13 protein-coding genes are annotated in these 22,224 nt (G+C 39.0%); 5 read left to right on the top strand and 8 right to left on the bottom strand.

Going from position 1 to position 22,224, the window contains the following annotated elements:
* Window positions 1–281 precede the first annotated feature (281 nt).
* The 5 genes from LVD51_RS09340 to purD all read right to left on the bottom strand — a co-directional run bounded on the left by LVD51_RS09340 (window position 282) and on the right by purD (window position 8,334).
* Entirely contained in the window at window positions 282–1,661 is a 1,380-nt protein-coding gene (locus tag LVD51_RS09340) for a peptidylprolyl isomerase (protein ID WP_236970959.1), read from the bottom strand.
* Complete coding sequence (locus tag LVD51_RS09335) at window positions 1,651–2,508, bottom strand: hypothetical protein (RefSeq protein ID WP_236970958.1); 858 nt, start codon at window positions 2,506–2,508, stop codon at window positions 1,651–1,653. The genes LVD51_RS09340 and LVD51_RS09335 overlap by 11 nt, the downstream gene beginning before the upstream one ends.
* Before the next feature lie 4 nt (window positions 2,509–2,512).
* Window positions 2,513–4,483, bottom strand: coding sequence for a peptidylprolyl isomerase (locus LVD51_RS09330; RefSeq protein WP_236970957.1), 1,971 nt, complete (start codon window positions 4,481–4,483; stop codon window positions 2,513–2,515).
* A gap of 132 nt (window positions 4,484–4,615) precedes the next feature.
* A complete protein-coding gene (locus LVD51_RS09325) occupies window positions 4,616–7,066 on the bottom strand; it encodes a bifunctional UDP-N-acetylmuramoyl-tripeptide:D-alanyl-D-alanine ligase/alanine racemase (protein ID WP_236970956.1) in 2,451 nt (816 codons plus the stop codon).
* A complete protein-coding gene (gene purD, locus LVD51_RS09320; RefSeq protein ID WP_236970955.1) occupies window positions 7,063–8,334 on the bottom strand; it encodes a phosphoribosylamine--glycine ligase in 1,272 nt (423 codons plus the stop codon). The genes LVD51_RS09325 and purD overlap by 4 nt, the downstream gene beginning before the upstream one ends.
* A 273-nt stretch (window positions 8,335–8,607) precedes the next feature.
* Here purD and ruvA point away from each other — a divergent pair, with 273 nt between their 5' ends.
* Genes ruvA through LVD51_RS09300 form a run of 4 tightly spaced genes read left to right on the top strand, consistent with a single transcriptional unit; the run spans window position 8,608 to window position 18,821 of the window.
* Window positions 8,608–9,207 carry a Holliday junction branch migration protein RuvA gene (gene ruvA / locus LVD51_RS09315; protein ID WP_236970954.1) on the top strand — a complete coding sequence of 200 codons (600 nt, stop codon included), beginning with the start codon at window positions 8,608–8,610 and terminating at the stop codon, window positions 9,205–9,207.
* Between the two features lie 60 nt (window positions 9,208–9,267).
* Entirely contained in the window at window positions 9,268–16,524 is a 7,257-nt protein-coding gene (gene sov, locus LVD51_RS09310) for a T9SS outer membrane translocon Sov/SprA (RefSeq protein ID WP_236970953.1), read from the top strand.
* A 26-nt stretch (window positions 16,525–16,550) separates the two neighbouring features.
* Window positions 16,551–18,035 carry a sensor histidine kinase gene (locus LVD51_RS09305; protein ID WP_236970952.1) on the top strand — a complete coding sequence of 495 codons (1,485 nt, stop codon included), beginning with the start codon at window positions 16,551–16,553 and terminating at the stop codon, window positions 18,033–18,035.
* Window positions 18,036–18,095: 60 nt separating this feature from the next.
* Window positions 18,096–18,821: a response regulator transcription factor gene (locus LVD51_RS09300; RefSeq protein WP_236970951.1), complete on the top strand. Its 726-nt coding sequence runs from the start codon at window positions 18,096–18,098 to the stop codon at window positions 18,819–18,821.
* Between the two features lie 92 nt (window positions 18,822–18,913).
* Here the strand turns inward: LVD51_RS09300 and LVD51_RS09295 are convergent, their stop codons facing one another.
* Window positions 18,914–19,423 carry an OmpH family outer membrane protein gene (locus tag LVD51_RS09295; protein ID WP_236970950.1) on the bottom strand — a complete coding sequence of 170 codons (510 nt, stop codon included), beginning with the start codon at window positions 19,421–19,423 and terminating at the stop codon, window positions 18,914–18,916.
* A gap of 59 nt (window positions 19,424–19,482) precedes the next feature.
* Entirely contained in the window at window positions 19,483–19,992 is a 510-nt protein-coding gene (locus tag LVD51_RS09290) for an OmpH family outer membrane protein (RefSeq protein ID WP_236970949.1), read from the bottom strand.
* A 422-nt stretch (window positions 19,993–20,414) separates the two neighbouring features.
* Here LVD51_RS09290 and LVD51_RS09285 point away from each other — a divergent pair, with 422 nt between their 5' ends.
* Window positions 20,415–20,855 carry an SRPBCC family protein gene (locus tag LVD51_RS09285; RefSeq protein WP_236970948.1) on the top strand — a complete coding sequence of 147 codons (441 nt, stop codon included), beginning with the start codon at window positions 20,415–20,417 and terminating at the stop codon, window positions 20,853–20,855.
* Window positions 20,856–20,863: 8 nt separating this feature from the next.
* Here LVD51_RS09285 and LVD51_RS09280 read toward each other — a convergent pair whose 3' ends face one another.
* Window positions 20,864–22,003 carry a cystathionine gamma-synthase gene (locus LVD51_RS09280; protein WP_236970947.1) on the bottom strand — a complete coding sequence of 380 codons (1,140 nt, stop codon included), beginning with the start codon at window positions 22,001–22,003 and terminating at the stop codon, window positions 20,864–20,866.
* Window positions 22,004–22,224 lie beyond the last annotated feature (221 nt).

Here is a 22,224-nt window from a genome sequence, read left to right as displayed (position 1 = left end):
TTATTAATCCTGTTTAGACAACGGGTGAGAAATGGCTGCTCAATACAAGGATGGCAATGCCTCGGAATGGAATCCTTCCTGCCTTCCCTTCCACTTCTTACATAGCAACGACTTCAAAGACTATCTTGACCATCCTTCCATCTTAACAATCCTGTTCAAACAAGGATTGAGATCCCAACCTATCCACTCTAAAACAAAAAAGGATGAAGCGCTTAAGCACTCCATCCTTTTTTGATTTTATATCTTCTGTTGAAACGCGATACCTCGCGTATATCTTCTAACTATGGTGCAGCTATGTATTCATTGACCTTTCGCCACTTATCCATCACCTCACAATCTGAAGACAAAAACTTAGGATGGATCTCTATATAAGTATCCGATATCTTGTCTTCCAGCCATCTATTTAGATACTTCTGCTGGCTCTCATTTATGGCAGCACTCTTAATCTTATCGTAATCCTGAGTCAAACTCGCCGTATGAGGCTTGGTTCTCGAAAACAACTTCACCAGCTTTAATGAATACGATTTGGTAATCTTATCGTAGTGTACCAATGGTTGGGTAATATCGCCTACTTCTAATGTGTCAATAGCAAAAAATACATCGGGCTCTAAATCCGGAGTCTCAAAAAAGGTATTCCCAGTCTTGGGATTCGTTATTCGTCCTCCATTGTGGAAAGATTGGGTCTGATCAGATCCAAATTTTTTCACCGCATACTCCCAATATATAGAATCTGAAGTAATTAAATTCTTGATAGAATCCAATTTTTGGAAGGTTAAATCTACATCGGCATCGGTAATCGTAGGCTTAACCAATATATGCTCTACATGTATCCTATTACCTCTTCGCTCCAACAATCTGATTAAGTGAAATCCAAAATCGGTCTCCACAATATCAGACATTTCATCGATGTCCAAATTGAAAGCTGCTGCCTCAAATTCGGGAACAAATTGCCCTCTGGTCTGCCATCCCAAATCTCCGCCCAATCGAGCAGACCCTGGATCATCTGAATACTTCTTCGCCAACTCATTAAAAGACTCCCCTGCTTCTACCCTCGATCTAATGTCCAATATCTGAGCTATAGACTTGTCGCGTTCTTCTTGATTTACTTCGGGAAACATTACCAATTCTCCAATCTCTACTTCTGAATTGAAATAAGGCAAAGAATCCTTAGGAATAGAATTGAAATAAGCAACCACTTCCTTCGGGGTTATCTGAACATTGCCCAAAACTACACCTCGCATTTGGTTGGACAACATTTGATTCGAAAGATCTTTACGCATCATCTTCTTTACCTGACTTACTGTCTTTCCATAGTAATTCTGAAAAGTCTCCACATCGCCATTCATCTGTTGCACAATGTAATTGAGCTTGGCATCCAACTGCTCCTCCACTTGCTCAGGCGCCACTTCCACACTATCTATTTTGGCTTGATCTATCAACAACTTCGACAAAAACAATTCCTGTATCATCTGACAACGCTGCTCTTCAGTGAGTCCACCAGATACAGCCTCTTGATAATCCAAATTGCTCTGTATTTCGGAAGACAATAGAATCTCTCCTCCCAACTTAGCAGCTAGAGACTCCAAAATCACTGTACTATCTTGACTCCACGACGTCACCACTCCTAGGCAAAGTAAAAGTAAAGTATGTCTAATTTTCATATTTAATAATCTTATTGTTGGCCACGGCCTCTTGATATAAATCATCTTTAATCTTTTCCAACCATTTTAATCTTCGTTTCTGAAGAATGGTTTTCTGTGCAAAAGTACGAATATATGACAAAGGTGCATCATCAGTTTCTTCTGCGATCTCAATTATCTTTAAAAAATAATAACTTTCATCATCCTCCATTTCAATTAAATGGCTCTTTTTAAGTAGTGAAAGTTGAATATTTTCCGGCAACTTTCTCTGCAAATCGTCCACCGAATACCATAAGGTATCCAAGACAAAATCCTCGGCATATAAATCCAAGTATTTAATGAGATTGACCTTCATTGTACTTACATCCTCCATTTCATCCCATTCTTTCTTCACCTGCTTGTATTCCAACTCAATGGACTTTTTAGGAAAAATAGCCAGATTGTATTTCACTATCGGCTTCTTCAGTTTAAATTGACTGGGATTTTCTTTAACAAACGATTCAATCTGCTGGTCTGTTACCACAGTATCCGAAAATTGTTGCAAAATTTTTTCTTCAACTTCGTGCATTATCAGTGATTCTCTATAATCTTCCACCAAACTGTTTAGTCTAGCTGGATCGATGGCATCTTGTTCGCCCCGGTATAATAAGATCTGTTTCCGTGCCCATCGATCGACCAGGGCATTGGCCAGTAACAAACTATCTTCTACATTCGATACCCCTGGCATCATCTTCAACAATTGACTGGTGTACAGTTTTTTGCCATAAACCATAGCCACAATATCTCCTTCCTCTTTTAAGTCAGATTCTGAATTCGACTGGCAGGAGAAGAACAAAACCAAAACCGTCAACCAAATACTCGATCTCATAATATTATTGATGAACCATACTTTGCAGCACTTCCTTATTGATAACGATTTCATACTTCTGCTTTAAGTCCTTAATCCATTCGGCCTCTAAGTACTCTTGATAATCGGACATCACAGCTCCTTTGGACTCTTCAAATGACAATGGAAGACGAGGTCCAACCTCCAACACTTTGGCGATAATAGACTTCCCGGTTCCTTCATCTTTGACTACATAGGTCTTGCCTTTTTCTACTTCAGATTCTTCCAAACCATGTATTTGAACAAAACTCTTTTCCTTCTGCGTCTCTTCTACATAATTAAGCACATTACTTGCCTTATTGTATTTCTTCAAAACTTTGGCCGGCGTTTTCTTCCCAATGAGTTTATTCACCTTCTTTATCACATTTTCATCAGTAGTTTTGATCTCAAACACCCCTATTTGAACATCGCGATCGGCAAAATATGCATCTTTATGAGAATTGTAATAATTCCTTAGTCCAATACTGTCGCTGCCTACTCGATCCCATATTTTATTCTTGGACACTTCAAACAACATAATCCCCTCTCTATACTCCCTCATGATCTCCCTAAACTCAGGGTATTTTTCTTCCAAATGTTCTTTCTCATACTCAAATACCGAATGATTGATATAGGCATCTACCAATTGTGTCATCGCTTGATCGTCATTGCGAACCATACTACTCTGAAATCTCAAATCCTTCTCTGTTTCCAAATAATCGGCAAAATCTGATACCTTATAATTTCTATCCGCTATGGTAAACATGGTAAAATCTTCCTTGATTTCTGGTTTTTTCCATGCGAGGTTAAATACATCAGGCCCTAAAATCTTTTGTATATTCTGGTTCAAAAAGATTTTTTTATCAAAATTTTCTTCCCCTTTTATCTTTTCTATTAATGCTGTCTGGGCTAAGTCAAACCTAGAATCCTCTTTGACCAATTTTTCCAATCTTCGACGCTCATCGGAAAAACTCCCCAACTTGGAAAGGCTGACTCGTTGGATGATGTGCCAACCGTATTCTGTCTCTATAGGAACAGAATAGTCGCCATCTTTTTCCAAAGCAAATGCCGCATCCTCAAATTCTGGAGCATAAGTTCCTGCCTTAAAACTTCCCAAAAATCCACCAGCCATTTTCGTGTTCTGATCCTCACTATAGGTTTTGGCCAATTCTTCGAAAGAAGCGCCATTTTCCAATTCCATGTAAAGTCGATTGATTTTCTGCTCACTCGTATCCCTAATCCCTGAAATCGACTTTCGAGCCAATATTTGACGAACGCTAATTTCACCTCGCGAAGGCCTTCTATTCAATACCTGCACAATGTGATAGCCCAATTTGGAGGGCACAGGATCTGATATTTCACCCACTGGAGTATTGTACAATGCCGTTTCCAAATCGTAAAATCCATCTGGCAATTTGGCCACTCTGTACCCTAGATGTCCACCATTGCTAGATACAGATCGATCCTGAGAATATCGTTTGGCCACTGTTCGAAAAGGCAATCCTTCTTCAATAGCCCTCTTGGCAGCCATCAAATCAGACTTCGTTCTGTCCAACATCTGTTGATGGGGGTTGGGTGTAAGTCGAATCAATATGTGATTGACATCAACCTCTTCTTGCATTCTAGCATACAGTTCCTTAGTCAGACGATCCAATACAGCCTTATCAGACATATAATTATCTGCTAATTGGTTTCTGTAATGAGACAACTCCGCTTGCAATTCTTTGTTGTCTTCCAAGCCTTGGCGTTTGGCATCGATAACTTTCAACTTAAACTTGGTATATAAATCCATAAATTCATCCGTAGAACTCGGGCTGTAGTCCGCCTTCACTCCATTGCTTTTCTCATAGACATATTTATATTCAGAAAGATGAACATCTTCACCATCTATAGAAAACAATACCGGATCTTGAGCACTGGCTTTTTGTACGCTTAAAATGCTCATCAGAATCAATAAAGGCAATAATCTCTGCATCATATTTTTTGAAAAAGTTTGATCTAAAGATAAAAAACGAATATAAAACGGTTTTTTGTATAAACTAAAATTCAATTCAGCAAAAAACTTGGTATTACTGGGGCTTGGAATACAATAATTACAAATTCCATACCATTAATTACTCACATATATTCGATTGACACGATGATCGATATGGGTTAAAATCTCATAAGAAATCGTCATCAAGGCAGAGGATAATTCCTCTATAGAATATTGGCTACCAAATATAACCACTTCATCGCCAACAGATACATTGGGATGATCTGTTAAATCAATCATCGTCATATCCATACAGACATTGCCCAAGGTAGGACAAAATTGTTGATTGACCATGACCTTAAATCGACCATTGCCAGCTAACCTCATCAATCCATCTGCATATCCAATTCGGATAACACCAATTTTGGTAATTCTTTCCACTTTGGCCGCTCGGCTATAGCCCACAGAATCTCCCACTGGAATGGTTTTTATCTGACTTATCCGAGATTTTAGATTGTGAACCGGTCGCAATACAATTTGATCTTCTACAGACTCCATCCCCACCCCGTACATTCCGATGCCCAACCTCACCATATCGAACTGATATTGGGGATATCGAACGATGCCTGCAGAATTCAATATATGTCGATCGAAATCCACCGCCAACTCCGATTTCAATTTATCGGACAACTCTATAAACAAATTTATTTGACCTTCGGTGAATTCTTGTTCACTCAAATCTCCACTCGCCGACAAATGAGAAAATACCGACTGTATCTCAAATGCATCGGTATTTCTTAGAACTTGGATCAATTCATCCAATTGATCGGGCAAAAATCCCAAACGATGCATACCTGTATCTAGTTTAATGTGGATTTTTTGACCGACAATATTTCGCTTTTCTAAATAGTCTTGGTAATTCTTCAGTAATTCCAAACTGAATATTTCAGGTTCCAATTGGTATTCTACCAATGATTCAAACTCCAAAGGGTCTACGTTCAACACCATAATCGGCAATACGATACCTGCCCTTCTCAGTTCTATACCCTCATCGGTAAAAGCCACACCTAAGTAATCAATCCGACGACCTTGTAACAATTGTGCCACCTTTAAAGCCCCGGCACCGTAGGCATTGGCCTTGACCATAACCATCAATTTGGTACTGGGATATAAATAATGCTCGAAAGCCTTTAAATTTTTATTTAGGGCCGACAAGTCAATTTCCAATACCGTGCTGTGTCGCTTATCCTGCATTTGATACACCAGAGACTGTAAAGTATCTCCGGTTCCACCAAAAATCAATATGGTTTGGTCGGCACTGGCCGACTGAATCAACTCATCAATCAGTCCTTGATAGGATGGATAGGAAAACAAATAGGATGATGAACTAGCAGATTCAGCCTCGAGTTCCGCGGGTAGGTAAACCCTGTCCACATCTTGATATGACGCAGACTCCGATATCATATTCCAGAATTCATCCAATTGAGGGATCGGATGTTCTTTGGAGAAAACTATCCATATTTTTCTATTGTCCTGAATCATCTTGGCCTTGGACAAAGTCGCCCGAAACCCCAACAAATCTCGACAATAAACATCGTGTAAAATAGTAGTACCATTGATGCCAGCGATAGTTTTCACTCCGAGATCTGGCATAGTCAATCCTGCAATTTTGTCTAGTAAATGACCGTGGCCCATAGCATTGGCCAATATTAGGCAGATAATTTTATATTGAACCAGATCCTGTTTTTCATCCTTGGATCCAATATCCAATTGAAAGCGCTGATTACCGCGGTACAATAATAATTCTCGTTGACTACTTCCTTGCTTTGAATCCCTTAACTGATATTCGCTGGTTTCCGACTGCCCCCACACTAGAGCTTTCTTTCGTTGTTGATCGGACAGGATATTTTCAAATTCTTCGTGAATAATAAACCGTGGACAGCGGTCAAACAATTTAAGATATTCCGTCAATCGTTGTCCAACATCACTAAAATGAAGATCATAGGCCGATTCCACTGTAGTCAATATACCTATCGTGGGTCTGATAATGGCTTCCAAATTATCCATTTGCCCCATCTCAGAAATCCCAGCTTCAAAGATGCCTAAAGTATGGCGATCCGTTATTTGCAATATGGACAATGGCACCCCGTACTGAGAATTATACGACCCTGGACTTTTGACAATATTGTAATCCTCTCTGAGCAATTCGTACAACCACTCCTTGATCAGGGTCTTGTGTTCTGAACCAGTGATCCCAATGACTGGGATATTGTATTGTTGGCGATGGTGAAGGGCCAATTGCTGCAAGGCCAACAATACATCAGATACTATAATATAATTGGCTTCTTCCAGACCTTGAAACACGGTTTCATCATCGCTTATAAAACAGCGAACCCCCTTGCGGTACAGTTCACCTATATATTTATTGCCGTGATTACGCAAACCTTTTAGAGCAAAAAACAAAGTCAATTTGGGCACGGACAATTGTCTGCTATCCAACAATGGGATACGCAATTCCATGTCAGATACCATGTGACTTTCGTCGTTCTCAAGAATATTTACAATTGCTCCAAAAGAGTATATCATAATAGGTCTTTGCCAATATCTTTACGATAATTTATTCCTTCAAATTCTATTTTATCAATGGATTTCAATGCCTTTTGTCTCGCTTCTTCGATGTCAGATCCCTTAGCTGTAACCGCCAATACTCGTCCTCCACTCGTCACTATATTGTCCTCGTCATCGGTAATGGCTCCAGCAAAAAACACCATTTCATCTACATCAGATGTTCCAGAAATAGTCTTTCCTTTTTCATAACTTCCGGGGTATCCACCAGATACAGCAACCACAGTACACACTGCTTCATCAATGAGGTCTATAGATTCTTGTTTCAACTCTCCTCTACTGGCCGACAAACAAAGCGGTAGGAGGTCGGACTTCATCCTTACCATGACAGATTGGGTTTCAGGATCCCCCATTCTACAATTGTATTCTATGACCATGGGGTCTTGACCGACCATAATCAGTCCAAGAAATACAAAACCTCTATAATGCATAGATTCCTTCTTGAATCCATTGACGGTAGGTTCTACAATTTTTGAAATTACTTTTTCACGAAGTACTTCATCGTAAAAAGGTACGGGAGATACACTACCCATTCCCCCAGTATTCAGTCCGGTATCGCCCTCTCCTATCCGTTTGTAATCCTTGGCTTCAGGCAAAATAACATAACGCTCACCGTCTACCAATACAAAAACAGAGAATTCAATTCCGTCCAAAAACTCTTCGATGACAACTTTGCTACTGGCTGCACCAAATTTGCCATTTAGCATATTTTTCAATTCCGCTTCGGCCTCTTGCACATCGTCGATAATGAGGACTCCTTTACCGGCAGCTAAGCCATCGGCTTTCAATACATAAGGAGACTGCATACTCTGCAAAAATGCCAAGCCCTCTTCTACATTATCCTGAGTTACCTCTATATATTTGGCCGTCGGGATATTGTGTCGTGCCATAAAATCTTTGGCAAATGATTTACTGCCCTCTAATTGAGATGCATATTGATCTGGACCTAAAATATCAACATTTTTTAGGGTTTCATCTTGTAGAAAAAAGTCTACAACTCCCTCTACCAGTGGAGCTTCCGGACCGACAATAACCAATTCAATATGATGATCTACAACGGCTTGTTTTATTTCATCAAAATTATTAGATATTTGTGGCAAATTTTTACCAACTAATTGAGTTCCAGCATTACCAGGAGCGATATACAAATCATCACACAATGGACTCTGTGACAATTTCCAAGCCAATGCATGTTCTCTACCACCATTTCCCAAAATCAATATATTCATCAAATACTATTTTTAAACAAAAAATCAAATATACAGCGATTAACCAGGTATCTATCTATAAGATGAATAAATCCTTTTTACCACTCGTGCAAACATAATAATTTATTTACATATATATGATAGTATCTACAAGCCTTGAAAACAGTAGCTTCGGTTCAAATATTACCGAAAATAAAGTCAGGAAATTTCTTTCAATTTAAAAAACGGTATGGAATTTGATTACATATTACGATATTAACACATATATTGTGGTTTCAATTCAAATTATTTAACATGATTGAATATATAAAAGGAGAAATTAGTGAATTAAACCCCACCTACGTCGTCATCGAACAGGGGAATATTGGCTATTATATCCACATAGGGCTACATACTTACTCAAAGATTCAATCTTTGAAGGAAGTGAAGCTCTATACATTTCAATATATCAGGGAAGATATTCGAATGATGTTTGGATTTAGCAATAAAGAAGAGCGCCGAATATTTGAATTGTTTTTAAACATCAGTGGAATTGGTCCCAATACGGCTCGACTAATTATTTCATCAATGACACCGAGTCAGGTGGTCAATGCGATTTCAATGGAAGATGATGAATCCTTTAAAAACGTCAAAGGAATCGGTGCCAAAACGGCAAAAAGGATCATCATTGATCTCAAGGACAAGATAGAACAGTTGGACATCAGTCCATCAACCAGTTCAGAAACTCCCCTACCCGAATCGACGAATACGCAAATGGTAGAAGCTAGGGAAGCGTTGCTAACATTGGGATTCCCGAGAAATAAAGTACAAATGGCCTTAGCCAAAATAAAGAAGGAAGGCCATGGTGATAGTGTAGAAAATATTATAAAAGAGGCATTAAAACTATTGTCTTAATAATGAAAGTCATTATATGACGTTTAGTTTTTGAATTATTTTAACAAGTTGTGAAAGTATATGAGATTATTGCTACGTTCCATAAACATTAAAGTATTAATAGCCAGTGGTTTATTTATATTTTTATGGGGTATTTTACCTACAGCAGAAGCTGCAAGTCCGGACGACATCCCCTTGCCCAAAAGGGTAGAAAGTCTTCATAATCAAGCCGAAGTAACGCTTTTGGACACCATTCCAAAGAACAATATTGGGAAGCATATGTTAAATCCCGATGCTCCGAACCCATTTGATTTAAAAATGCCAAGTGTACTTCAAGATGAGATAGAATACGACTCCGAGACCAACTCATACAACTTCATCAATCAACTAGATGAAGAGTTTCGCCGATATACCCCACAAATGACATTTAGTGAATATTTGGAATATCGAAAAAAGCAACAAGAGTTAGATTATCTCAACAAAATAGCCGGCAATACAGCGGCCAGCGGTCTTTCTCTCAATCCGATGGAAGAGATTGACGTTACCAAGAACCTAGCCGATCGACTATTTGGGGGTTCTGAGATCAACATTCAACCTCGAGGAAGTATTGATGTCTCTTTGGGTTATGAGTATCAAAATGTAGAAAACCCCATTTTATTGGAAAGACAACAGCGATATGGAGGCCTAGATTTTGACATGCCCATTCAATTGGACGTAACTGGTAGTGTGGGGGATAAATTGAATTTAAATTTCAACTGGAACAATAAATCCACCTTTAATTTTGACCAAAACCTAAAAATAGGATACGATACAGACAATTTTTCTGAAGATGAAATCATCAAGACCATTGATGCAGGTTATGTAAGTTTGCCCCTCAATAGTCAGTTAATACAAGGTTCACAAAATCTATTTGGGGTAAAAATAGGTACTCAGTTTGGGAGATTAAAACTGACGACCATACTTTCCCAACAAAACAGTGAACAAAAAGACTTAAATCTCGAAGGTGGTGGTCAGCTTCAGGAATTTGAAGTGACCGTCGATAGTTACGACGAAAATAGACACTTTTTCTTATCACATTATTTCCGCGATCACTTCGAGGAGAGTTTGGAACAACTGCCTCAAATCCGATCTCTTTACAAGATTACCAAAGTAGAGGCATGGATCACCAACGACAGAAATCAAGTAGAAGATGCTAGAGACATATTGTCGGTTGCCGATTTGGGGGAAACAGAACAAATATTCAATCAAAACCCCAATCTTCAAAATCCACCTGCTCCTGTCAATCCAGATATATTGGGTATTGGATTGCCGGACAACACCTCGAATGGCATTTATGCATCCATTACTTCGAGCAACTCTATCCGTTCATTGGATAGGGCTGTTGCTGTATTAAACAATCAATTGCAACTAGAACAAGGCAGGGATTTTGAAAAAGTAGGGGCACGATTGCTTCGATCTTCTGAATTCACTTTCCACCCAGATTTGGGTTATATTTCCCTAAACACCGCCATTAGACCAGATCAAGTAATCGCGGTATCATATGAGTACGAATACAATGGAAAGAAATATCAAGTAGGTGAATTTTCAACCGATTTACCGTTAAATCCCGACACGACAACAGTACTATTTACTAAGTTATTGAAGGGAACCACTCAGCGAATTGATTTGCCTATATGGGATTTGATGATGAAAAACATTTATTCCATAGGTGCCTATCAAGTCAGTCAAGAGGATTTTCAATTAGATATATTTTACGAGGATCCGGGTAAATCACAGAAGAGATATCTTCCGGCCGATGGATTCGAGAATCTTCCCTTGCTCAATATTTTCAACTTAGATCAACTGACTACGACCGGTGATCCACAACCCGGAGGAGACGGTCGATTTGATTTTGTCAATGGAGTGACCTTTAATTTGGCCACTGGGCGAATGATGTTTCCCACCCTAGAACCATTTGGTTCACGATTGGCGGAAGATTTACAAGATCCCGATCTAATCGATGAATTTGTATACCAAGAATTATACGATAGTACCATCGTCATTGCCAGAGAATTTGTAGAAAAGAATAGATTTTTGATCAAAGGGCGATACAAGGCAAGCTCAACTGATGAATACAACCTAAATTCATACAACGTGCCTCGCGGTTCGGTAAATGTATACGCCGGTAGTCAAGAATTGATAGAGGGAGTTGATTACGAAGTCAATTACGGATTGGGAACCGTTCGCATCATCAATCCAGCATACATGGGACCTGGGGTCAATGTACGGGTATCGTATGAAGATCAAGGCCTGTTCAATCTCAATCGCAAGAACATGGTAGGACTGAGAGCCGACTACACCTTTAGTGACGAGCTCAATCTAGGAGCTACCTTTATGCAGTTGTGGGAAAGACCCTATACCCAAAAGGTTAACTTTGGTGAAGATCCCATCAACAACAGGATGATAGGACTGGATTTGACCTTGAGCAAACAAGCTCCTTGGCTTACTCGAGCTCTAGACAAACTACCCTTAATAAGAACTAAAGAACCCTCAACCGTCGACCTTACTTTAGAAGGAGCTTGGTTAAAGCCCGGTCATTCCAAAGCCATTGATGTGGATTCGACTGGAGGTACGGCATATATCGACGATTTCGAGGGAAGTTCTACAGGAATTGATTTGAGGTTACCTATCCAAGACTGGGTACATTCATCTATTCCTCAAAACGATTTAAACAACAACAATCCCAAATATCCAGAATCGGCACTCAACAATAGTTTGCTGACTGGGGTCAACAGAGCACATATATCTTGGTACCGAGTTGAATCCAACTACGCCAGTAATGCTGATCCCTATACTAGGGCAATTCAGTTAAATGATGTATTCCCTGGTCGCCAAGTTGAATTTGAGTTTGCCTCCAATTATCTGACTTTTGACATAACCTTTGATCCAAGTCGTCGCGGTCCATACAACTTCGATGTTCCGTCGGGAACTCAATATAGTGAAGGTCTTGATCCAGATGGGCAATTAAACGCACCCAAAACCAGATGGGCTGGAATTCAGCGTGCTATTCAACGCAACGATTTCCAAGCTGCCAATGTCGAATATATCGAGATGTGGGTACTCAATCCATTTATGCAAAGAGCCGATGGAAGTCAACTCGCCGACGGCGGTAAACTATATATCAATTTGGGTAACGTTTCCGAAGATATCATGAAAGATTCTCGAATGATGTTTGAAAATGGCTTACCGGTACCGGGTTCCAACAACCCCTTGGACACCACCAATATAGGTGTGGTTCCGAGGGTGAGAAATCTTACCAGATCCTTTGATCCCGATGCCAACAATAGAGCATTGCAGGATGTGGGATATGACGGTCTCGACGATGTAAGTGAAAAAATATTCTTCGCTGACTACATACAGTCGATTCAGAGTCTGAATGCTCAAGCAAGACAACAAATTGAAAACGATCCATCGAATGACAATTACGTCTCATTTAGGTCGGCAGAATTTCCAGATGACTTTGACCCCATCGAAAGGTATGCCTTAGCCAATATGCCCCAAGGCAACTCAAAGACTTCTGATGGTACTCAACTGGAATCCAATACCAATCAACCAGACAACGAAGACATTAACGACGACAATACTTTAAACGAAATAGAATCTTATTTTGAATACGAAATCCCCATTGAATACGATCCCGCAACCAATGGAATTAAACAAATAGATTTTATTACCGACACCATTAATTCTTCGGCTGGAGTATGGTACCGGATCAAAGTACCCATTGATGAATACGAGCGCAAGGTGGGAGGGATCAACGACTTTCGATCTATTCGATTTATACGTTTGTACATGGATGGATTTGAATCAAAAGCCACTTTTAGATTTGCCAAATTTGAGTTGATCAACAACACTTGGCGTAAATACACCAAGAGTTTAAGTCCTGCCAGCATTGGTGAACCCAATCCCATAAGCGACAATGTAGAATTCGATGTAAACGTGGTCAACATAGAAGAGAACAGTGGAAAATTTCCATTTCCTTATACCATTCCACCTGGTGTGGTGCGAGAAATCAGTTACGGAACCGTCAACAGCTTAGCGAGAAATGAGCAATCCATTGCCATGAATGTCTGTAATCTACCCTATGGGGAAGCAGCAGCTATATATAAACTCATTGGACGAAATGATTTTCGAGATTTTGAACGATTAAAGCTCTTTGTCCATGCAGAGGGCAAGGATGGGGACAATTTAAATGATGACGATTTATCCATTTTCTTGAGAATAGGTGCCGATTTCACCAATAATTATTATGAATATGAAATCCCTCTGGTGCTGTCTCAAGTCGGTCCTTCGACAGGAACATTAGCTTATAAGGAAGAGGTCTGGAAGAAAATAAATGAATTTGATTTTCCATTAGATCTGTTAAAAGATACCAAGATCAGGCGAAATGCAGAAGGTGCTTCAGAGATCATAGCTTATGAAGTCGAAGACCCCGACAAGCCGAGAAATAAGGTAAGGGTCGTCGGTAATCCTACCTTGGGTGATCCCAAATCCATAATGATAGGTGTGAGAAATACCGCAGAAGACCGACTCGACAAATGTGGGGAGATATGGATTAATGAATTGAGACTCCAGGGTTTAGACGAAGAAGGCGGTATGGCGGCTTTGGCACGTCTTGATGTCCAGCTAGCCGACCTTGGTCGAATCAATTTGGCCTCCAATTTTAGTACCATTGGTTGGGGAGCCCTAGACCAAAAATTGGTACAGCGCCAAAAGGAACAGAATTTTGATTACAATATTTCAGCTAATATTGAATTGAGTAAATTACTTCCTTCAAATTGGAATTTAAGCGTACCGCTATTCACTCAGTATTCCAATGAAATCAGCACTCCGGAATACGATCCCTACGACAATGATTTAACCCTAGATGAGAAACTGGAATCGGTTCCCCAGAATGAACGGGACTCGGTGCGAGACCAAGCCATAACGAGGGAGGTACGGAAAACGGTTTCACTGAACAATGTACGTGTCTTGAGAGATGCCGACTCGAAAAAACCCATGCCTTGGAATATAGAAAACTTCAGTGTATCCTACTCCAAGTCCACCAGTATCTATTCTGATCCGATCACAGAAGAGGATCGAGTTGATCAGGAACAAGGCGCATTGGACTATAATTTCTCAGCACAACCGCTGTACATCACACCATTTAAGAATGTAATATCCAATGATAAATTCCTTAAATTTTTGACGGAATTCAATTTCAATCCTATTCCGTCCAACTTTAGTTTCAGAAATGAAATGAATCGATTTCAAAACAAAACCGTTTATCGATTTATGGAAGCCAATTTTAGTGATTGGTATACCAAGCGATTTACCTGGGATAGAAACTACAATCTAGCATGGAACCTAACCCGTTCATTGAGGATCAACTACGATGCCTTACACAATGCCATTGTAGACGAATTGCCCGTGTTGGATGAAAACAGGAATCCCTATTCAGCCGACGAAATCAGAGATACTTTATTCAACAATTTGTCACAATTGGGTAGACCGAAGAATTATGCACACAATTTAAATATTACCTTTACCCTCCCCTTTAAACATTTTCCTTTTCTGGACTTTATCGATATTGGAACTCAGCTCAATACCAGCTATAGTTGGAGTGCAGCTGCACTTAATGCCCAAGAGTACGGCAATATCATTCAAAACAGTCAAGCCAGAACGGCAAATATTAAGCTAGACATGGTCAAGTTGTACAATAAGGTGGGTTATCTCAGAAAAATTAATGACTATAAATTGGGAGAAAAACCCAGCAGTGATCCTCGAAGCAGAACCAGACCTGGCAATGCTCCGAGCAGAAGTCGAAATCCAGGAAATAATGGCGAGGGTGATGAAAAAGAGAAAAAAAATCATGTTCCCGGTTTAGCCGAAGCTGCTCTGATTCGACCATTTATGTCGCTCCGAAATGTGAATATCACCTATGCCAATACCGTGAGTAGTATTGTTCCGGGATTCACTCCACAACCCAAGTTTTTCGGGTTAGACGAATCTTGGACCAGTCCAGGTCTAGGTTATGTATTCGGGATTCAACCTACAGACAATTGGTTGGACGACTTGGTCTCAGGAGGAAATAATTTCATCACAGAAAGCACAGCTCTAAACCAAGAAGTGGTCAGAAACAATTCTGAGCGGATTGACGCCAGTATTGAAATTGAACCATTTAGAGAATTTAAAATCACATTAAACGCCAATAAGAATTACGTGAAAAACAATTATGAATTTTTCAAAATTCAACAATTCGGTGGTGAATTTGAACACTTATCGCCTCGCGATATTGGTAGTTATAATATATCTTTCTTTTCATTGAACACATTTGTCCAGACGGATACGAGTTATATTCAAGATCTATTCGCCACTTTTGAAGACAATAGAACCGTGATTTCTGATCGATTGGGTGATGGAACTCCCCATGATGTAGATGGAGATGAGTACGACAAAGGATATGGAAGATATCAGTCTGATGTTATAATTCCAGCTTTTTTGGCTGCATATACAGACAAGAGTCCTAGTCAGATCGCCTTAAACTTTTTGGACATTGCTCCGAAGATCAACTGGGATTTGCAATACAATGGATTGTCAAAATTGCCTTTTTTAAGTGAAGTATTTTCAAATTTCACGGTGAGACATGGGTATGCATCTAATCTAAATGTCAACTCCTTTAGGACGGATCGAGATTACAATGAAGATCCAGATCTCAATTTCAATCCACTAACTTCCAACTATTACAGTACCTATGAGATCCCAGATGTGATTATTTCTGAGAGTTTCAGTCCATTGGTAGGTATTCAGATACAAACCAAAAACAATTTAGATTTTTCTATTGATTACAACCGAAACAGGAATCTTGGTTTGAGTTTGACCAATTATCAGGTCAATGAGAACAATGCCTCAGATATAGTTGTTGGATTTGGAACCACATTTAAAAATGTGTATATTCCATTATTGCACAAAAAAGATGGAGGAAAGAAACGGACGGCTAGACCGGAGCCGGGGACGGTGCAATCGGGCGACAACGCAAGTAAGAGAGAGACCGAAGCTGGAAATGATATCTTGGTTAAGGTTGATTTTAGTTATGGAAACACGATATCGGTTATTCATTTATTTGATTCTGAGGTCCAACCTCAGGTATCATCGGGATCGAAGAACATCAGTCTTCGACCTACAGTAGATTATCAATTAAGTGATAAGCTCACCATAAGACTATATGGAGAGTATGACAAAACCATACCCTATACATCGAATTCATACCCGATAACGAGGTTCAAAGCTGGGACAACTGTTCGATACAAACTAAATTAAAAAAGCTTAGACCAATGCGATAACAAATGGTTAAAACAATAAAGTGGATATGGTGGGTAGTAGGACTTATGGCCGTGGCCATAGCTGGCATTGTATGGATGCAGGTCAAGTGGATCAAGGAGAATATCAAAGTTGTCGAAAATCAATTTGACATTGAGGTTTTTCAATCTCTAATCAGCGTTATCAATGAAGTTGAAAATCTAGAGGGGGGATTTGATATGATTCCCGAGCTCAAGGGTTTACTTACATCAGACAGTTCATTGCAAATAGAAAACTGGCAGTCGATTTTATCGGAGTCTGACCTGAGCAGTATTCCCAACAAGAACATCACATTTAAGCAATTGAGAGCTTTAATAGAAGCTTCGGTGATTGAAAAGACTTTAAAAACCAATTGGACGAATCAGGATTTAACCTCTCTGATCAACTTAGAGAATCTGGACAACAGTATTCAGCACAATTTAAGGAAGCGAGGTATCCAAACAGACTTTCACTATGGGGTGTTTTCGTATAAGGAGAACAATTTCATCATTATGGACGGCAATTACATTGTATTTCCCGATCAGAATGCTGAGGCCACCATTACCGAACACAATTTTAGATTGTCTGATTCCAAGTATTCTGCGGAGATGTTTCGAGACAAGGATTTGGCTTTGGGAAAACTAATTATTGAATTTCCCACTCGGAATCGATTTATATTCAATCGCATTATATCCAGCATTATACTATCGGTTTTGTTTATCGCCATCACCTTGTTTTCCTTCCTCTACACCACGGTGACCATATTGAGGCAGAAGCATCTATCGGAAATGAAGACCGACTTTATCAACAACATGACCCACGAATTCAAAACCCCTATTGCGACCATATCGCTGGCCGTGGACTCCATACAGAGTCCGGTTATTCAAAAGGATCCTGCCAAGATCAATCGATTCACCAACATTATTAGGGATGAAAACAAAAGAATGTTGCGCCAGGTTGAGAAAGTCTTACAGATGGCCTTACTCAACAATCGCAACTTCAACATGTCCCTATCCGAAGTAGATGTTCATCATATTTTGGCCCAAGCCAAAAAGCATATTGAACTTCAGATTATGCAGCGCGGAGGTCAGGCTGAATTGGAACTCAATGCTACCGACTATCACATCATTGGGGATGAAAACCATCTCAGCAACATTATGCACAATTTATTGGACAATGCCAATAAATACACAGCGGACAAACCGCTGATAAAAATATCAACCTGGAGCGACCAATACGGGTTGACGGTATCCATCAAGGACAACGGCATGGGAATGACGAAAGAACAACAGCGCCATATCTTTGAAAAATTTTATAGAGCACATACGGGGAATGTTCACAATGTAAAAGGATTTGGTCTGGGACTAAGTTATGTAAAAGCCATTGTCGATGCCCATAAAGGGGAAATTTCGGTGAACAGTATGCTGGATAAAGGCAGTGAATTTATCTTGTTTTTCCCATTTGAAAACAATTTATCTTTAAAAAATAATTAACATCATAAAATTTAAAGACTTGTCATCCGTTTATATTAAGAATTCAATCACAACTATCCTATGAACGAAACGAAGCCAAACATACTACTAGTAGAAGACGACCAAAACTTTGGAGATGTTCTTAAGTCTTATCTTGAGATGCATGATTACAACATTACTCTTCGAACTGATGGAGAAGCAGGGAAGGCCGCATTTCAAAACAAGACCTTTGATCTCTGCATTTTTGATGTGATGATGCCAAAGAAAGATGGCTTTACATTAGCTAAAGAAATTAGGTCAGAAGACAAAAAGACACCGATAATATTTTTAACTGCAAAATCCCTGAATCAGGATATTGTGGAAGGACTGAAGATTGGTGCCGATGATTATATAACCAAGCCTTTTAATTCGGAAGAGTTGTTACTCCGTGTGCAAGCCATCTTAAAGAGGAGTCACAATGGAGTGGAGGAAGAGAACGATCAAACCGAATTCAATTTTGGAAAATTTAGTTTTAATTTCCCATTGCGGACATTGACCTATACTGGAGAATCCAAGGTGAGCAACACCAAGTTGTCTCCAAAAGAAGCTCAATTATTGAGGTTGTTTTGTATTCACATGAACAACGTGCTTACCAGGACAGAAGCCCTGACCAAGATATGGGGTGAAGACAATTATTTTACAGCCCGGAGTATGGATGTTTTCGTTACCAAGTTGCGTAAATATTTGAAAAAGGATGAAGATATTGAGATCATCAATATACACGGCAACGGATTCCAATTATTGGTTAAAGAAGAAGCTGCGGAATAATCAATCAGCAGATGGAATACATAAAAAAAGGTCGAAGTTTTTGAAAACTTCGACCTTTTTTTATGGCTAATTCGCTCTATATTTAATACGAATTACTGCAATTTAGCTTTTACCAATTCTGTAACATCAGCACTTTCTTCTGCATACATAATCAAGCCAGAACTGATATCGAAGATAAAAGTATAACCACCTTCTTTGGCCACTGCCGTAATAGCATCATTGACTTTAGTCTGGATAGGTTGTAGCAAAGATTGTTGTTTCTGCAAAATATCTGTTTGCATTTTAGTCTCGTAGTTTCTAATTTTTTCTTCTTCAACACCCAATTTCTTGGCTTCTTCTTCTAATTGTTTTGGAGAAAGTTCACCTTGGTCTCTTCTTTGTTGAAGTTCTACCGCTTTATTTTGATAGCTTTGAAACATTTCTTGTCCTTTTTTCTGCATTTGTTGTTGCAAAGTTTTTATCTCCGCATCAGCTGCCTTTACTTCTGGTAGTTCTTCCAAAATTAATTGGGAGTTTACGTATCCAAATTTTTGGGCACTAAGGTTGGAAACTGATACCGCTAAAAATACAGCAGCAAAAAGGTATTTGATCATTTTTCTCATTTTCAAAGTTTTAGTTTTAATATTAGTTTTTTTTAAAATTTGCACAAAATACAATAATATTAGCGAATGCCTAACATCTTCTTTATGTCTGAAGTCTTATCGAATTTATCATTAGAAAAGATCAGCCCTGATGAACTGCTTTTATCCAACACTATATCGATATTGTGAAGATCCGCATACTCTTGAACGGCATTATATACCTTGTCCTGAATGGGTTCAACCAGTTGTTTTCTCTTGTTGAATAATTCACCTTCTGGACCAAATTTCATACGCTGTAATTCTCTTACACTCTTTTCCCTAGCAATGATATCGTCTTCGCGCTGTTGCTTTTCGCTGGCGCTTAACAATACTTGTTCTGCATTGTACTTATTGTACATAGTTTTTATTTGCTCAAATTCGGCATTTATCTCTTGTTGCCAAGTTTCTGCTAATTTGTCCAACTGTGTTTGCGCAGCCTTGTAGTCTTGCATATTTTCTAAAATATCAGCGATATTTATAATAGCAACACTTTGACTATGAGCCAGTCCACTCATACCCATTATCATCATTAGTGATAAGGCTATACTCATAATTGATTTTTTCATACTCTTTTTTTTATGTTACACTTCAATGACTATATAGAGAAACGAATGTTTCGCAAATTTGTATATTTTAAGTTTATTTTAACCCAAAATAGGGACTAATTTTTAAAAAAACCTCGATTCGAACACCTTATCCCCCCTATTTATGCTTTCTTTGATAAGGATTGATTACATCACCTAAGGTATTCTACATTGTCGGATCAAATAAAATCCCTTTACCTTTAAAAATCAGTCAATTAAAAAAAGTTAACATCAGATTAACAACCCCACCACAAAAAACTGCCATTGTATTTTTCATTATATTTCGAAAAAATCAATATATGCTATTACTATATTTCATCTTCTCAGCCTCTATCTTATATATTGTACTATGTATTCTTAGCCCTAAGAAAAGAAAATTTATTTCATCTATGACTCTATACACCAGTCCAGTACAACTCTACAACAATATTGTACAGTTAAATCAACAGAACACTTGGAATCCGTGGCTATTGTCGGTTTCACAACCGCAGTATACAAAGGGAGGAGAGGAAGGACTTCCCGGTTCTTTTTTAGAATGGCAGAGTACTATCTCTACCAAACAAGGTCGCATTACTAATATTAAAACCGATTATCAACACGTAATGCAAAGATTGGAAACAGGGGACAGTAAAATAAGGGTTGCCTTACTCGAACACTTTTTAGAATCCGACAGCAACCCCAATATCACTCATTGGACTTGGAAATACGAAGAAAATGTTCCCTTCTTTCTCAGTCCCATTACTATGTTTAAACAATTATTTTCGCCTTCTGAAGAAATGGATTTGCGAAAAACCATGTCTTTGGTCAAAGAAACATTAGAAAGTAAATAATACGACTTTTATGCCAATGCCTGCGCTAAATCTTGAATCAAATCATCGACATGTTCAATACCCACACTCAATCTAATCGTAGAATCCAACAATCCCACTGCCATACGCTCTTCTCTAGGAATAGATGCATGTGTCATGGACGAAGGATGTCCAATTAGAGATTCCACACCACCCAATGATTCAGCCAAACTAAAATAATGAGTCTTACTCAAGACCGCTTGAGCTTTCGCTAAATCGTCATTCTTTATTGAGAACGATATCATGGCTCCAAATCTCTTCATTTGTTTCTTGGCGACTTCGTGACCAGGATGATCTGCAAATCCGGGATAATGAACCTCAGCTACATTCTCGTGGTTTCTAAGGAAGTCTGCAATTTTTTCCGCATTATCACAAGCTCTTTCCACCCTCAATGCCAAGGTCTTGATCCCCCTTATAGCCAAAAAACAATCTTGAGGCCCCGGAACAGCACCTACGGCATTTTGAAAGAAGGTCAATCGTTCAGCTATAGAATCGTTATTGGTAATTACAGCCCCCAACACCAAGTCAGAATGTCCACCTATATACTTAGTTGCTGAATGCAATACGATATCGGCACCCAAATCCAATGGATTCTGCAAATAGGGTGAGGCAAAGGTATTGTCCACACATGTCATTATGCCCTTTTCTTTGGCGATGGCACAGATGGCTTCTATATCTACTATATTCAACAGGGGATTCGTTGGGGTTTCTATCCATATCAATTTGGTATTAGGCCCAATTTTATCAGCTACTTGCTCTGCATCCTGCATATTGACAAAATGACTCTTTATCCCGTATTCACCAAAGACCTTAGTCATCAATCGATACGAACCTCCATACAAGTCGTTGGTGGATAAAATTTCATCACCGGTCTTCAACAATCTCAAGATAGAATCCATGGCCGCCAATCCACTTGCGAAAGCAATACCGTGCTTCCCGTTTTCCAAAGCCGCTAAGTTTTCCTGTAAAACATTTCTCGTTGGATTTTGCGTTCTCGCATACTCAAAGCCCTTGTGCTGACCTGGACTATCCTGAACATAGGTCGATGTTTGAAAAATTGGAGTCATGATGGCTCCAGTGGATGGATCGGGAACGATGCCTGCATGAATTACTTTGGTTTCAAATTTCATGGAAGTATTTTTTTGACGTTATATATTATATCTCGCCCAACATAATAAGATTGGACAATGTTTTGAAACTTTTTTATCAATTTTTAGGAAATAGCCCATTCTTCAATAAGAGGTAAAAAAAGAATTGCCGATATTTTGATCAACTACAGATGAGCCATCTTTAGGAATCACTTATATTCTCAATATTAATCAGATCCAACTATTAATATAACTAGCTAAAT

This window comes from Membranihabitans marinus, from assembly GCF_021729155.1.
In the GTDB taxonomy this organism is placed as follows: Bacteria; Bacteroidota; Bacteroidia; order Chitinophagales; family Saprospiraceae; genus Membranihabitans; species Membranihabitans marinus.
The sequence above is the reverse complement of the archived record's forward strand: the minus strand, read 5'-3'. Positions and strand labels throughout refer to the sequence as shown.

Bases quoted from the DNA above. Each gene is read 5' to 3' on its own strand.
- LVD51_RS09340 (WP_236970959.1), bottom strand. From the start codon at position 1,661: ATGAAAATTAGACATACTTTACTTTTACTTTGCCTAGGAGTGGTGACG.
- LVD51_RS09335 (WP_236970958.1), bottom strand. From the start codon at position 2,508: ATGAGATCGAGTATTTGGTTGACGGTTTTGGTTTTGTTCTTCTCCTGC.
- LVD51_RS09330 (WP_236970957.1), bottom strand. From the start codon at position 4,483: ATGATGCAGAGATTATTGCCTTTATTGATTCTGATGAGCATTTTAAGC.
- LVD51_RS09325 (WP_236970956.1), bottom strand. From the start codon at position 7,066: ATGATATACTCTTTTGGAGCAATTGTAAATATTCTTGAGAACGACGAA.
- purD (WP_236970955.1), bottom strand. From the start codon at position 8,334: ATGAATATATTGATTTTGGGAAATGGTGGTAGAGAACATGCATTGGCT.
- ruvA (WP_236970954.1), top strand. From the start codon at position 8,608: ATGATTGAATATATAAAAGGAGAAATTAGTGAATTAAACCCCACCTAC.
- sov (WP_236970953.1), top strand. From the start codon at position 9,268: ATGAGATTATTGCTACGTTCCATAAACATTAAAGTATTAATAGCCAGT.
- LVD51_RS09305 (WP_236970952.1), top strand. From the start codon at position 16,551: ATGGTTAAAACAATAAAGTGGATATGGTGGGTAGTAGGACTTATGGCC.
- LVD51_RS09300 (WP_236970951.1), top strand. From the start codon at position 18,096: ATGAACGAAACGAAGCCAAACATACTACTAGTAGAAGACGACCAAAAC.
- LVD51_RS09295 (WP_236970950.1), bottom strand. From the start codon at position 19,423: ATGAGAAAAATGATCAAATACCTTTTTGCTGCTGTATTTTTAGCGGTA.
- LVD51_RS09290 (WP_236970949.1), bottom strand. From the start codon at position 19,992: ATGAGTATAGCCTTATCACTAATGATGATAATGGGTATGAGTGGACTG.
- LVD51_RS09285 (WP_236970948.1), top strand. From the start codon at position 20,415: ATGACTCTATACACCAGTCCAGTACAACTCTACAACAATATTGTACAG.
- LVD51_RS09280 (WP_236970947.1), bottom strand. From the start codon at position 22,003: ATGAAATTTGAAACCAAAGTAATTCATGCAGGCATCGTTCCCGATCCA.